General features: G+C 60.0%; 12 protein-coding genes and 3 tRNA genes. 9 read left to right on the forward strand and 6 right to left on the reverse strand.

Annotated elements, in window-relative coordinates; genetic code table 11:
• Positions 1 to 2 precede the first annotated feature (2 nt).
• Positions 3 to 75, reverse strand: a tRNA-His gene (locus tag NCN05_RS07645).
• Between the two features lie 84 nt (positions 76 to 159).
• Here NCN05_RS07645 and NCN05_RS07650 point away from each other — a divergent pair.
• From NCN05_RS07650 to NCN05_RS07660, 3 genes are read left to right on the forward strand one after another with little or no spacing between them, the layout of a single operon-like run.
• On the forward strand, positions 160 to 549 hold the full coding sequence (locus tag NCN05_RS07650) for a DUF4359 domain-containing protein (RefSeq protein WP_250397633.1): 390 nt from the start codon (positions 160 to 162) through the stop codon (positions 547 to 549).
• Positions 549 to 1,826 carry an amidohydrolase family protein gene (locus NCN05_RS07655; protein ID WP_250397621.1) on the forward strand — a complete coding sequence of 426 codons (1,278 nt, stop codon included), beginning with the start codon at positions 549 to 551 and terminating at the stop codon, positions 1,824 to 1,826. The genes NCN05_RS07650 and NCN05_RS07655 overlap by 1 nt, the downstream gene beginning before the upstream one ends.
• Positions 1,827 to 1,844: 18 nt before the next feature.
• On the forward strand, positions 1,845 to 3,194 hold the full coding sequence (locus NCN05_RS07660) for an FAD-binding oxidoreductase (RefSeq protein ID WP_250397622.1): 1,350 nt from the start codon (positions 1,845 to 1,847) through the stop codon (positions 3,192 to 3,194).
• 3 nt (positions 3,195 to 3,197) lie between these two features.
• Here NCN05_RS07660 and NCN05_RS07665 read toward each other — a convergent pair whose 3' ends face one another.
• The 5 genes from NCN05_RS07665 to murA all read right to left on the reverse strand — a co-directional run bounded on the left by NCN05_RS07665 (position 3,198) and on the right by murA (position 7,564).
• Positions 3,198 to 3,671, reverse strand: coding sequence for a pentapeptide repeat-containing protein (locus tag NCN05_RS07665; RefSeq protein WP_244273148.1), 474 nt, complete (start codon positions 3,669 to 3,671; stop codon positions 3,198 to 3,200).
• Positions 3,672 to 3,739: 68 nt separating this feature from the next.
• Positions 3,740 to 4,954, reverse strand: a complete 1,215-nt coding sequence (locus tag NCN05_RS07670; protein ID WP_250397623.1) for a bifunctional folylpolyglutamate synthase/dihydrofolate synthase — start codon at positions 4,952 to 4,954, stop codon at positions 3,740 to 3,742.
• Positions 4,955 to 6,136 (reverse strand): aspartate aminotransferase family protein, encoded by a 1,182-nt coding sequence (locus tag NCN05_RS07675; protein WP_250397624.1) that lies wholly within the window; start codon positions 6,134 to 6,136, stop codon positions 4,955 to 4,957. It lies immediately after the preceding gene.
• Positions 6,137 to 6,149: 13 nt separating this feature from the next.
• Positions 6,150 to 6,232, reverse strand: a tRNA-Leu gene (locus NCN05_RS07680).
• A 33-nt stretch (positions 6,233 to 6,265) separates the two neighbouring features.
• A complete protein-coding gene (murA, locus tag NCN05_RS07685; RefSeq protein ID WP_250397625.1) occupies positions 6,266 to 7,564 on the reverse strand; it encodes a UDP-N-acetylglucosamine 1-carboxyvinyltransferase in 1,299 nt (432 codons plus the stop codon).
• Between the two features lie 152 nt (positions 7,565 to 7,716).
• Between murA and NCN05_RS07690 the strand changes: the two genes are divergently transcribed.
• The 6 genes from NCN05_RS07690 to NCN05_RS07715 all read left to right on the forward strand — a co-directional run.
• Positions 7,717 to 7,800, forward strand: a tRNA-Leu gene (locus NCN05_RS07690).
• A gap of 32 nt (positions 7,801 to 7,832) precedes the next feature.
• Positions 7,833 to 8,081, forward strand: a complete 249-nt coding sequence (locus NCN05_RS07695; protein WP_114988434.1) for a DUF8653 family protein — start codon at positions 7,833 to 7,835, stop codon at positions 8,079 to 8,081.
• 26 nt (positions 8,082 to 8,107) lie between these two features.
• Complete coding sequence (locus NCN05_RS07700; RefSeq protein ID WP_250397634.1) at positions 8,108 to 8,941, forward strand: TrmH family RNA methyltransferase; 834 nt, start codon at positions 8,108 to 8,110, stop codon at positions 8,939 to 8,941.
• On the forward strand, positions 8,938 to 10,380 hold the full coding sequence (lpdA, locus tag NCN05_RS07705; RefSeq protein ID WP_250397626.1) for a dihydrolipoyl dehydrogenase: 1,443 nt from the start codon (positions 8,938 to 8,940) through the stop codon (positions 10,378 to 10,380). The genes NCN05_RS07700 and lpdA overlap by 4 nt, the downstream gene beginning before the upstream one ends.
• A gap of 40 nt (positions 10,381 to 10,420) precedes the next feature.
• On the forward strand, positions 10,421 to 11,305 hold the full coding sequence (gene trpC / locus NCN05_RS07710) for an indole-3-glycerol phosphate synthase TrpC (RefSeq protein WP_250397627.1): 885 nt from the start codon (positions 10,421 to 10,423) through the stop codon (positions 11,303 to 11,305).
• Positions 11,306 to 11,829: 524 nt separating this feature from the next.
• Positions 11,830 to 13,395 (forward strand): cadherin-like domain-containing protein (locus NCN05_RS07715; RefSeq protein ID WP_250397628.1); only part of this gene is annotated, 1,566 nt, incomplete at its 3' end.

Consider the following 13,395-nt stretch of genomic DNA (forward strand, 5'->3'; position numbering starts at 1 on the left):
AGGGCGAGCGAGGGGATTCGAACCCCCGAATAGCGGCGCCACAAGCCGCTGCCTTAACCACTTGGCGACGCCCGCCGCGTCCGTGAGAATCTACCAACACGAGCTGCAGCCTGCCTGGTGTCCCCTTCATCGCGTCCGCAAGGTCGGTCTGCTCTGGCGATGTTGGCGGGGGGGATTGCAGCGGTCGGGGTGCTCTCGCTGGTGGTGTCCAACCCGTCATTGGAGGACTATCAAGCTCACGCCGGTGATCAGCTGGTCCGGTTGGGCACCAAGGAACTGTGCGACGAGCCGACCCTGCCGATGGTGCTGCGTCTCTGGATTCGCAATTGCCCTGAGCTGATTGCCTCCCAGCGGGATGCACTGGCGGCGTTGGCGGGTCAGTTCACCACCCGTCGAAACTTCTTGGTGGCCAGTCTGTATTCCACCCGGATGGAAAGAAAGGAGATGCTGCCCGGTCTGCGCCTGCCTGGTTTTGAAGTGCTCAGCCTGGGTGTGGCCGGTCGTTTCGTGGTCCTCAGCACCGATGCCAGCAACGGTGCTGAGCGGTGATGGACGTCCCGTCGCTTGAGTCCAAGCCGGGGAGTGGCATCCTTGAGGCCTGGGCGCCCCTGGGACTGCTGGATTTCGCCCCTTCAACGCCCTCGCCGGAGGTTGAGAAGCAAGGGCTGACGCCCGTGCGCCTGGCCTGGGAGCAGGGGCGTCTGCGGGAGCCCCAGCCCCTGTCTGCCGAACGCGTGCCACCGTCTCTAATGGTGTTGCCGCGCTTGGTCGACTGCCATGTCCATCTGGACAAGGCCTACACCTGGCAGGAGCATCCCAACCTCAGCGGCAGCTACGGGGGTGCCCTGGAGGCCAACCTGCGGGAGCACAGCTCCCGAACCGTGGCCTTCGTGCTTCAACGCGGAGAACGCGCCATGGAGAGAGCATTCGCCCATGGGCTGCGGGCCATGCGCAGCCATGTGGACAGTGGTGGCCCTGGCGCTGAGCCCAGCTGGGATGCCTTGCTCACCCTGCAGCAGCGCTGGCGCCGCCGCATCGACTTGCAGCTGGTGGCGCTGGTGCCCTTGGAATTCTGGTGTTCAGCTGAAGCGGATGCTCTGGCGCGTCGTGTGGCCGCCAGTGGCGGCTGCCTTGGTGGTGTTCTGACACCTCCTTGTGGATCGGCCGTGGTCACGGAGCAGTTGGAGGTGTTGTTGCGCCTGGCTGATCGCCACAACTGCGGCGTCGATCTGCACATCGATGAGGCGGATCACGGTGCGGCGCAGGGCATGGTTCAGCTGTTGAAGGCCCTGCAGCGCGTGCCAGTGCAGGTTCCCGTCACCTGCAGCCATGCCAGCAGTCTTTCCCTTCTGCCGGCGTCACGTCTGGCGCGGTTGGCAGAGCGCATGGCAGCAGCGCAGCTCAGTGTGATTGCCCTGCCCCTGACCAATGCCTGGTTGCTCGCACGGGCGGACGATGCCACCCCCCTTCAGCGTCCGCAGGCCCCGATCCGTCAGTTGCAACGTTCCGGTGTTCCTGTGGCGGTGGCGGGTGACAACGTGGCCGACCCCTGGTTCCCGGGAGGTGACTTCGACCCTTTGGCCCTGCTGGCCGCGTCGATTCCGTTGACTCAGTTGTTGCCCTGGCAGCGTCTGGGCCTGGCCCCTTTCACCACGGCACCGCCGGCCATTCTTCAACTGGAATGGGATGGGGTGCTGCGGGCCGGCGCTCCTGCCGATCTGATCAGCATGGAGGGCCAGGGATGGTCGGACCTGTTCCGTTGTGCTCCGCAGCGTCAGGTTCTCGTGGACGGCCACTGGCAGTCGTCGCCAGGCGCTAGACCCTGACCAGTGTTCCGCCACGCCATGGGTCGCGCCGAAGCCTTGATTGCCCTGCGGCAAGCCCTCAGCGTTGATCCGGAACTGGAGTTGTTGGATGAACCGGGGGAGCTGCAGCGCCATTCCCGTGACGCCTTTGAGTACTCCCCCGTGCTGACGCCGCGGCTGGAGGCCTGCCGTGCTGAGTTGGTGGCGCGTCCGCGCACGGTGGATGCCGTTGAACGGCTGGCTTCGGCCTGCGCCGAGCACCAGGTTCCCTTAACCCTGCGCGGCTCCGGGACAGGGAACTACGGCCAGTGTGTGCCTCTGCAGGGTGGCGTGGTGATGCTCACCACGGCCCTGCGGCAGATCCGCTCGATTGATCCGATCACCGGGGTGGTGACCGTGGAACCGGGCTGTGTGATGCGCGATCTGGATCAAGAGTTGCGCCGCCATGGACGCCAGCTGCGCTTGATGCCCAGCACCTGGCGCAGCGCCACCATTGGCGGCTTTGTGGCAGGGGGCTCTGGGGGAATCGGTTCCCTGCGCTGGGGCTTCCTGCGGGATCCAGGTCATCTGCTCGGGTTGGAGATCGTGCCGCTACGCCCCGATGCCCGGCGCCATCAACTCGGCGAGATGGATGCGGAGGCTTTGAATCACGCCTACGGCACCAACGGCATCATCACGGCCCTCAGCCTGGCCACAGCTCCAGCGGTCAACTGGCACCAGGTGAGCGTGGACTGCGAGCACTGGGAGCAGGCGATTGAGCTGATGCAACGGATCGCTGCCTCGGCCTTGGATCTCCATTTGGCGAGCCTGCTTGAACAGCCGCTGTTGCCCCGGATGCCCAGCTGGGGTGGTCCTGCCGTCTCGGCACACCGGCTGCTGTTGCTCGTTGCCCCCGATGGGCTCAACAGCCTGCAACGGATGGCGCAGTCAGCTGGCGCCATCCTGCGGGATCTCGGCCCTGAGGATCTCTCCGGGGGCAATGGCTTGCGCGAGCTGAGCTGGAACCACACCACCCTGCATGTGCGGGCTTCAGAGCCGGGATGGACCTACCTGCAGATGTTGTTGCCGCAACCGGAGGCCCCAGCGATGGCGGCCTTGAAGCAGCGCTGGGGTGATGCCCTGCTCTGGCATCTCGAGCTTGTGCGTCAGCAGGGCTGTCCTCGGCTGGCGGCTCTGCCGCTCGTGCGTTGGCAGGGGGCAGATCAGCTGAACCGGTTGATGGACGACTGCAGGGCCGCGGGTGCCGTGTTGTTCAACCCCCACGTGATCACCGTGGAAGACGGCGGCCTTGGCGTCATCGATGCCGATCAGGTGGCGGCCAAGCAGCGCTTTGATCCCGAGGGCCTGCTCAATCCCGGCAAGCTTCGAGGTTGGGAGGAGCGCTCCTGAGGATCAGCAGCCCAAGCTGTCGAAGGTGGAAACTCCGGTGCTGGGGTTGATGCCATCGGCCTCGCTGCACAGGCGGCGTTGATCATCACGATCGAGCAGGGCATCCGTGAAATCGGCCCCCTCGATCTGAGCGTTGCTGAAGCTGCTGCCCGACGCAATGATCCCCGTCAGCACGGCATTGCGTAGATCGGTGGCGACGAAGTCGGCGCGATCCATCAGGGCGTCGGAGAGGTCAGCTCCCTGGAAATCAGCTTCGGCAAAGGCCCCTTGGGTGAGGATCGCGCCATGCAGGTTGGCGCCCCGGAAGTTCGCTCCGCGGCCCACGGCTCCGGCGAAGGATGTGTTGGCCAGGTTCTGCCCCTCGAAGTCGCCGTTGCTCTGGTTGGTGAGCGTGTAGTCCACCTTTTCCTGGAACAGGGCACGATCCTGCAGTCCCACTCCAGCTGAGGTGTCCAGGGCCAGGGCCGGCGTTGCCATGAGCAGGAGGGGCAGGAGAAGGCCCAGCAACCGGGAGATTCGCAGCACAGTTCACGCCCAAGCTGTGCTCACTCTGCCGTTACAACGCCGCGAGCGAACAGGTCACCGATCAGATACAGCGATCCGGCAACAATCGGCATCGGTGTCGGCCATCCATTGCTGCTGAGCTGGTGCAGCACACTGTCGAGGCCGTCGGCCTCCTGCAGCTGGTGCTCGAGCTGGGGCAGTGCCTGGAGGAGGGCCGACCGGCTCCAGCTCCTGTGGCTCGGCACCGGAATGATCCAGGCCTGGTCCTGGGGCTGCAGCAGCGTCTGGAGCATGGCGACAGCGTCCTTATGGGCCTGAATCGCCAGGATCCAAACAACACCGTTGCAGGCACCACTCCATTGGCTGCGTTCTTCGGCCAGCTGCACTGCGGCCGGTGGATTGTGGGCTCCATCGAGGCGAAGCGTGTGGACGCCCCAATGCACGGTTTGCAGGCGACCGGGCCAGTGGGCTTTGACGAAGCCCTCCTGAATCACCGCCTCAGACAACGACCAGCCCAAGCCCGAGAGGGCTTGCAAGGCACCGAGGGCCACAGCGGCGTTGCTTCGCTGAATGGCGCCGGGCAAGCCCAGTTGCCAGCTTGAATTCAGCGGCTTCACCCAGTGGAGCGTGGCCTGCTGAGTGCGGCAGGTTGTTTCCAGGACTTCCTGCACTTCAGGGGCTTGGGCGCCACTGATCACGGTGGCCTGAGGCGGGATCGCTGCCGCTTTTTCGGTTGCGATGGCGGTGAGGCTGTGTCCCAGGTGCTCGCAGTGGTCCATCCCAATGCTTGCGACGGCCACCACAGGCCTGCAGGGATGGGCCGTGGTGGCATCAAGCCGTCCCCCCAGCCCCACTTCCAGCACCAGCAGCTCGCAGGCGTGCCGGTGGAACTCCAGCAGGGCGGCGGTCACCAGCAGTTCAAACGGGGTGAGCCGATGCCGTTCGCTCAGCGGCTGGAGCGCCTGCAACCGGCTGCGCAGGGTTTCAATTGCAATGGGGGTCCCCTGGATCCTGATGCGTTCACACCAGCTCACCAGGTGAGGGGAGGTGGTGACCCCGCAGCGGAGGCCGGCGGCACAGAGGGCTGATTCCAGAAAGCTGACGATGGATCCCTTCCCATTGGTGCCCAGCACCTGAATCGCGGGAATCGTCCGACAGGGATGGTTGAGCTCGTGCAGGGCCGCATCCATGCGATCCAACTGCAGATCCATGCCACGCAGGTCGAAGCGTGGGATCAGATCAGACAGATCGTCCACTCAGCTGAGGCTGGAGAGGGTCGCCGCAAGACGGCGCAGCAGCTCGCGCACCTCGCGCTTGTTGATGGTCAGTGGGGGCACCATGCGCAGCACCGAGGGGCCGGCCGCTACCAGCAGCAGACCGTGGTCGATGGCGGCTCTCGCCAGCGCGGGGGCCGTCCAACTGCTGCCCTCCCGGATCACGATGCCCTGCAGCAGGCCCCAGCCCCGCACGCCTTGCAGGTGCTCGGGGAAACAGTTCACAAGCTCCTGGAGCCCGTCGCGCAGTTGTTCGCCTCGGGCTGTGACGTTGGTCAGCAGATCTCGTCGTTCGATTTCGGTGGCTACCGTCAACCCCGCCCGGCAGGCAAAGGGATTGCCGCCGAAGGTGCTGGCATGGTCGCCGGGTTCAAACACATCAGCTGACGCGTTCACCAGCAGGGCACCAATGGCATGACCACCGCCCAGGCCCTTGGCCAGGGTGAAGGCGTCAGGGGTGATGCCCAGTTGCTCATAACCCCAGAGGCGGCCACTCCGCCCCATGCCCACCTGCACCTCATCAAGGATCAGCAGGATGTTTCGCTCCGTGCAGATCTCGCGCAGGCGTGAGAAGAAAGTGCGGTCTCCAGGGTTGACGCCACCCTCTCCTTGCAGGGGTTCAACCAGAACGGCCGCGATCGAGGGACCGGACTGTTCGTAGCGGTTGATCAGGGCTTCAAGGGCCTTCAGATCGTTGTAGGGGAAATAATCAAACCCGGTCACCATGGGCTCAAAACCCTTGTGGTACTTGGGTTGACCGGTGGCGGTGACCGCCGCGAGCGTGCGGCCATGGAAGCTGGCTGCTGCCGTGAGGATCACCGGCTGTTCGATGCCGCGCCGTTGATGGCCGTGCTTGCGCGCCAGCTTGATCGCGGCCTCATTGGCTTCGGCGCCGGAATTGCAGAAGAAGACGCTGTCGGCACAGCTGTTGCGCACCAGCCAGCTGGCCAGCTCTTCCTGTTCCGGAATCCGATAGAGATTGGACACATGCTGGAGCCGTCCCAGCTGCTTGCGCAGAGCCCGCTGCATGGCCCTGTCGCTGTGGCCCAGGGTGCAGGTGGCAATGCCAGCAACAGCATCCAGGTAGCGCCGCCCTTGGGTGTCCTTGACCCAGCAGCCCTTCCCCTTGGCCAGAGCCAAAGGGAAACGGCCGTAGGTGTTCATGACGGCGGAGAGATGGGAGCCGGGGGACTTGAACCCCCAAGACCAGTGGCCGGCTGATTTTGAGTCAGCTGCGTCTACCAATTCCGCCAGGCTCCCGCACAGGGATTGTATTGATTGAAGGGCCCCTCTTCAGAGGATGTTGCGCTTCACCTCAGCGCCGGCAGCGCTGAGCTTGGCTTCGAGGTCGTCGTAGCCCCGATCAAGGTGCTTCAGACCAGCCACTTCGGTGATTCCTTTGGCGGAGAGGCCAGCCAGCACCATGGCAGCGGCTGCACGGAGGTCGGTGCCGGTGACGGGCGCCGCGCTCAGCTGAGCCACGCCTTCAACGATGGCTGTGCTGCCCTTGAGCCGAATCGATGCCCCCATGCGCTGCAGCTCGGCCACATGTTGCAGCCGATTTTCATAGATCTTCTCGCTGATCACGCTGGTGCCCTTCGCGGTGCACATCAGGGCCATGAACGGTGCCTGAAGATCGGTTGGAAACCCGGGAAACGGTTGGGTGGTGATGTCCACGGCCGTGATCTCGCCGGGGGTGATTGTCACGGCCCTCCCCTTGATCTCGATGGAGCAGCCGCAATCGCGAAGCTTTTGGATCACAGCGCTGAGATGTTCGGGAATGACGGGCTCCACCACCAGTGGTGAGCGCGTGATCGCGGCCGCCATCAGGAACGTTCCGGCTTCGATGCGATCCGGGATCACCGGATAGTTGCTGCAACCACGGAGCCGCCCCACTCCTTGAACGGTGATCACAGGGCCGCCAGCGCCGCTCACCTGGGCGCCCATGCGGTTGAGCAGGTTGGCCAGGTCCTGCACTTCAGGTTCCTGAGCAGCGTTTTCGATGGTGGAGACCCCATCGGCCAGAACCGCTGCCATCAGAATGGTTTCGGTAGCGCCAACGCTGGGGCAGTCGAGCACGATCTGAGCGCCTGTCAGGCGTTTTTTGCTGCCGGGCACAGAGGCCGTGACAATTCCGTGCTCCACGTTGACGACGGCGCCGAGGGCTTTCAGGCCGCGGATGTGTTCGACGACTGGACGTGCCCCGATGCGGCATCCCCCAGGAAGAGGGACCCGCGCGTGTCCCAGGCGTCCGAGCAGGGGACCAATGCTGAAAAAACTGGCGCGAAGGCTGTTGACCAGCTCGTAGGGAGGGGCCGAGCCATTGAGCTGGGCGGCGGTGAGGCGAATGCAGTCCGACTGCCTGTCGACTTGAACTCCCAGAGCTTCAAGGATGGCGCTCATGCCATCGATGTCTGTGAGAGAGGGAATGTTGGTCAGCTCAATGCTCTCCTCACTGAGGAGGCTGGCTGTCATCAGCACCAGGGCAGAGTTTTTCGCACCGCTGACGCGAAGCGTTCCCTTCAAGGCGTGTCCGCCGCTGACATTGAGGCGTTGCTTGAGACTCTCCTGAGACGCTTCAGCAACGGCCATTATCGATGAGCTGATCCCCTATGTCCGGATTTTGGCAACAGTCTTTGAGACCGTCTAGACGGCCGGCGTTCAAACTGGACAGTTTTTTATGGGGCCGGGGCATCCACAGATCGGCGATGCCCTATGTTCTTTCCGTCGAATACGACACGCCAGCGGATGTGGCGGAATTGGTAGACGCGCTAGTTTCAGGTACTAGTGGTGGCAACATCGTGGGAGTTCAAGTCTCCCCATCCGCACTAGCTTTGTCGGGTAGCAGCTCTCGACAATCATGATCGTTCTCAAGATCTCCAACGCTTCGGAAGTTGTTGCTTCCAAAGTTGGCAAGTTCCTTGAGCTGCTTACTCCTGATTCCATCGATCACACCACTGTTGAGGATCAAGTGATCAAAAAGATGATCGAAAACCTTGCGGCGGAGGGAATCAAGGGGGAGATCGCAGCCATCAACGGACTTGAGTTGGATGGCGAAAATCTGAGCGTTCACAAAGGCCTGAACGTGCGCAAACACGCAGCGTTCTGAGTCGTTCTCTGGATTCCTCCTCTCCCCTGATCAGCAGCCGACGCAATCCCCTGGTCAAACGGCTGCGAACCCTGGCCACCCGTGCGGGGCGAGAGGCCGAGGGGCTGTTGCTTCTTGAGGGCACCCACCTGTTGCAGGAAGTTCTCAGGCAGGGCAACGCGCCCGAGGAAATCATCGCGACCGAAGCCTGGTTGCAAGTTCATTCGGCCCTTGCTGCAAGTTGTTCCCAGACGCGGTGGCGGATCGTCACCGATGAGGTGTTGCGGGCTGCGCTCACAACGGTCACACCCGATGGTGTTGCCTGCCTGAGCCCCCTGGATCGACTGCCCACTGTCCCTCCAGAGCTGGATTTTCTCCTTGTCCTGGATCGGATTCAGGATCCTGGAAATCTGGGCACATTGCTGCGCACAGCCCTGGCGGCTGACGTCAACGCGGTCTGGATGGGAGCTGGTGTTGATCCCCTCGGCACGAAGGTGTTGCGGGCCTCTGCCGGTGCTCTGCTTCAGCTGCCGCATCAACGCTTTGGCCCGAGCGAAGCGATGGCGATTTCACAGCTTCAGCAGGAACTGAAGCAGCTGGTGGCCTTGGGTGTGCAGGTGGTGGCCACCCTTGTGCCCGATGCGACCAAGGCTGACCCACCTGTTCCCTACTGGGATCTCGACTGGACGCTGCCGACGGCGCTGGTGCTGGGAACCGAGGGGGCAGGTCTGCATCCGGACCTGCAGGCCTGCTGCACCCATGCCGTCACGCTCCCCCACAGCGCACGGGTGGAATCCCTGAATGTGGCGTCTGCCGCTGTTCCTCTCCTTCTGGAGCGGCGAAGAGCGACAATGACCGCCACATCGCAGCAGTTCGGGTGAGCGACGCCAGCTTCGACTTCGACGTCATTGTTATTGGAGCCGGCTACGGCGGCTTCGACGCTGCCAAACATGCCGCCGAACACGGCCTGAAGACGGCGATCGTTGAATCCCGCGATATGGGTGGCACCTGTGTGAACAGGGGCTGTGTTCCTTCCAAGGCGCTGCTGGCTGCCAGTGGAAAAGTGCGGGAACTGGCGGACGACAAGCACCTCGCGAGCTTCGGAATTCATGCTGCTCCTGTGCGGTTCGAGCGGCAGAAGATCGCTGATCACGCCAATCAGCTGGTTCAGACCATTCGCACCAACCTCACCAAAACCCTTGAGCGGGCAGGGGTGACGATCCTCCGAGGCCACGGCCGTCTGGAGGGCAGCCAGAAGGTGGGGCTGCGGGAGCCCAGCGGGGTGGACAGGGTGCTGACCGCCAAGGATGTGATCATCGCCACGGGGTCTGATCCCTTTGTGCCGCCAGGCATCGAAACCGATGGCCGCACGGTGTTCACCAGCGACGAAGCCATCAACCTGGAATGGCTGCCCCGTTGGATCGCCATCATCGGCAGCGGTTACATCGGCCTTGAATTCGCTGATGTGTACACCGCCCTCGGTTGCGAGGTGACGATGATCGAGGCCATGGACAAGCTGATGCCCACCTTTGATCCCGACATCGCCAAGATCGCTGGGCGTCATCTGATTGATGGTCGCGATATCGATGCGCGTTCCGGTCTGCTGGCCCGCAAGGTCACCCCGGGCTGTCCCGTGCAGATCGAACTGGCTGATTTCAACAGCCGTGAACTGGTGGAGACCCTTGAGGTGGATGCCGTTCTGGTGGCCACAGGGCGTGTTCCCAGCAGCAAGGGCCTCAACCTCGAGTCACTCAATGTGGAGACGAATCGTGGCTTCGTTCCGATCGACGACGCCATGCGCGTTCTGGTGAACGGCCAACCTGTTCCCCATCTCTGGGCCGTCGGCGACGTGACCGGCAAGCTGATGCTGGCCCACACGGCTGCTGCCCAAGGCACCGTTGCGGTGGACAACATCCTTGGCCATGGGCGCGAGATCGATTACCGCAGCATTCCGGCAGCCACCTTCACCCATCCCGAGATCAGCTCTGTTGGCCTGACTGAGGCGGATGCCAAAGCTTTGGCCGAGAAGGATGGCTTCCAGCTTGGTTCCGTTCGCAGCTACTTCAAGGCCAATTCCAAAGCTCTGGCTGAGCTGGACAGCGATGGCCTGATGAAGCTGCTGTTCAACAAAACCAGTGGTGAAGTGCTTGGCGCCCACATCTATGGACTTCACGCTGCCGACCTGATCCAGGAGGTGGCCAATGCCGTTGCCCGGCGCCAGAGCGTGCGTCAGCTGGCCACCGAAGTGCACACCCACCCGACCCTCAGCGAGGTGGTGGAGGTCGCTTACAAGCAAGCTGCCGCCCAGCTGGCCGCCTGATCCCGTCCCACTTTTTTCGTTCCAGTCTTTTCCCTCTTCCATGGAGATCCGCCGTCGTCCCCCCAACCCCAAGGTGCGGGTGGCCCATCTCGAATATGCGGTGCCCCACGACGACGAGGAACCGCGTCACATCCTCGAGAAGATTGTCTGGGAAAAAGATCGTGAGATCGATGCCGCCCGCGACAAGGTTCCCCTCGACAACCTGAAGCAGCAGATTGCCAAGCTTCCCCCCACCAAGGATTTCCTGGGGGAGCTTCAGGCGGCCGCCACGAAACCTGCGGTGATCGCTGAGGTGAAAAAAGCGAGCCCTAGCAAAGGGGTGATCCGTAAGGATTTCGACCCGGTGGCGATCGCCAAGGCCTATGCCGCTGGCGGTGCAAGTTGCCTCTCGGTGCTCACCGACAAAACCTTCTTCCAGGGTGGCTTTGATGTCTTGGTGCAGGTCCGTGAGGTCGTTGACCTGCCTCTGCTCTGCAAGGAGTTTGTGCTGAGCCCTTACCAGCTGTTCCAGGCCAGGGCGGCTGGGGCTGATGCAGTGCTGCTGATCGCTGCCATCCTTTCGGATCAGGATCTTCGTTATCTCAACAAGGCTGCGGCGGCTCTGGGCCTAACCGTGTTGGTGGAGGTTCACGACGCCACCGAAATGGACCGTGTGCTGAGCATTGGTGGCTTCCCCCTGATCGGAATCAACAACCGTGATCTCACCAGCTTCGAGACGGATCTGGCCACGACCGAACGGCTACTGATCGACTTCAACGACCGGTTGAAGCAGCAGGGGGCACTGCTTGTGAGTGAATCGGGTCTGTTCAGCCGGGCTGATCTGGATCGAGTTCAAGCCGCTGGTGCAGGAGCTGTGCTGGTGGGTGAAGCGCTGATGAGACAAGCGGATGTAGAGGCAGGGCTTAGGACGCTTATGGCTGTCTGATTGGCTAGCAGTATCGAGGTCATGAGATGAACCGGCCTGGTGGACTCCACTGATTTGCGTTAGTCGCCTTGGTCTGATTCCGCCTGCGGTTTAAGGGCTGTAATCGACGAGTGGCTAGTGATACTCATCACTTCAAAAGCCCGTGGCACGGCCAAACAACCGCAGCAACATCGCAAAAACAGCCTAATGATATGAGATCCTTATCATTAGGCTGTTTTTGATATGACGATCCTCCCCCCTAGCACTGTTGGCTGGTGCCTGCTGGGTATTTCTCCGTGTTTATTGAAAGGTTTCTCCTCCAGATCTGTGTTTGCAGCTGACCTTCGGCTGAAAGTCCAGCGGAATTTTGTATATACGAAGACGACACATCAAGATTCGTCTCCTGAGTGGTGGTTGGTGACGTTTTAAAGCCATACGGTCAATACAAAAAATACTTGGATATAGCTATACAAAACCCAGTTGCCGCAATCGATTTGCTCGATCTATGTTGATCGAAAGAAGGAACATCCAGCCCCCTTTCGACGATGGCGGAAGCTAATTTTTCCGAATCCCTTAGTTTTGAAAATGGAACTGGTGGATGGAATGGTGGATTAAGTACTACTGGCTCGAGGAGTTTCGGAGACCATAGCGTCAGCCCAGTTGATGGGAGCAGTATGGGTTTTTTAAGCCCTACTGGAGGAAATAACTGGAGTAGCGCTCGAAGAGACCTACTTTTATCGGGAACTGATGTTTCTGAAGCTAATTCCTTTGGAAATATCACCAATGTAGATTATGCGTATCTCGATATTACATTAAGACAAGGTCAAACATCCGAAGTAAAATGGAACTTTGCAGGCACCGATTATGCTCCATATAATGATGGATCATTTGCGTCTTTTGTGCCTTTACCAGGGACTTCTGGTGGCGGAACTCTTAACGGTAGTTTAGATTCTTTTTCTCCCTTAGCCTCTATCTTGGGCCCTGGTAAAAGAGTTGGAGACTTTGGTAAATCTGGCTGGGAGACGTTGGAAGTTGGTTCAACAACAGGTGGAGATTATCGTCTAGGTTTTGCAACTTTTAATGTAAGGGATACTGCAGTCAATCCAGCCTTATTTATTGATCATATTCCTGATGATAATAATAATGCACCATTCGCCAATTCCCTCACTTTTGAAATATCAGAAGATATTGTTGCAACTGGGCTTTCCTTTGATGCCGTTGATGCTGATAATGACTCTCTATCTTATTCCTTCTCTCAGCCAGCTAATGGTCTAGTCACCTTAGGGCAAGATGGTTTAACTTTTTCTTATAAACCTAATCAAGATTTTAATGGAACTGATTCTTTCACTTACAAGGTAAATGATGGTTCTTTAGACAGTAATACTGCATCTGTTACATTAAATGTCTCCCCAATTAATGATGCACCTGTAGGAACCAATGACACAGCCAGTGTCAGTGAGAATCAGGAGATCAGCATTGATGTACTGGCGAACGATACTGATGTTGATGATGGAGCAGTTCTAAGCGTTGCCTCCGCCTCATCGGAGAGGGGAGAGACTTCAACGGATGGAAGCACGGTCAAGTTCACTGCCAACGATGATTTCGATTACTTGGCTGAAGGCCAGACAACCAGCGAGACGATTTCGTACACGGTCAAGGACGAGTATGGAGCTACGGCTGATGCTTCTATTGCAACAACGATTACCGGTGTTAATGATCAAGCGAGCATTACCAATATTGTACAGAGAACCTTTAGTGAAGACATTGCCTTAGATAGTGGTTCACTTACCCAAGATAGTGTTGTACGAGTCTCTGACGTTGATTATGGCCAGCAAGAATTTGCTGTGCAGTCACAAACAGCAAATCTCACAGTTGGTGATCGAGTAGTCGGTAGTGTTTCCAGCACTACTTCTGGAAACAATGTTGATGCGGGTGCATCCAATCCAGAAGCTGCAGATATTACGATCACAAATAATGGATATGGAAATGGATTCGATTCTCTTGCCGAGGGTGAAACTGCTACTGCAACACTAAGCTTTGAATCAGTAGATGGAACAGCATCTGAATCTTATGAGTATAAGATAGTGGGAGCCAACGATAGCGCAGATATT

This window comes from Synechococcus sp. MU1651 (assembly GCF_023630635.1).
Taxonomy (GTDB): domain Bacteria; phylum Cyanobacteriota; class Cyanobacteriia; order PCC-6307; family Cyanobiaceae; genus Parasynechococcus.

Coding starts and splice junctions, on each gene's coding strand:
- NCN05_RS07650 (WP_250397633.1), top strand. CDS start 160: ATGTTGGCGGGGGGGATTGCAGCGGTCGGGGTGCTCTCGCTGGTGGTG.
- NCN05_RS07655 (WP_250397621.1), top strand. CDS start 549: ATGGACGTCCCGTCGCTTGAGTCCAAGCCGGGGAGTGGCATCCTTGAG.
- NCN05_RS07660 (WP_250397622.1), top strand. CDS start 1,845: ATGGGTCGCGCCGAAGCCTTGATTGCCCTGCGGCAAGCCCTCAGCGTT.
- NCN05_RS07665 (WP_244273148.1), bottom strand. CDS start 3,671: ATGGCAACGCCGGCCCTGGCCCTGGACACCTCAGCTGGAGTGGGACTG.
- NCN05_RS07675 (WP_250397624.1), bottom strand. CDS start 6,136: ATGAACACCTACGGCCGTTTCCCTTTGGCTCTGGCCAAGGGGAAGGGC.
- murA (WP_250397625.1), bottom strand. CDS start 7,564: ATGGCCGTTGCTGAAGCGTCTCAGGAGAGTCTCAAGCAACGCCTCAAT.
- NCN05_RS07695 (WP_114988434.1), top strand. CDS start 7,833: ATGATCGTTCTCAAGATCTCCAACGCTTCGGAAGTTGTTGCTTCCAAA.
- trpC (WP_250397627.1), top strand. CDS start 10,421: ATGGAGATCCGCCGTCGTCCCCCCAACCCCAAGGTGCGGGTGGCCCAT.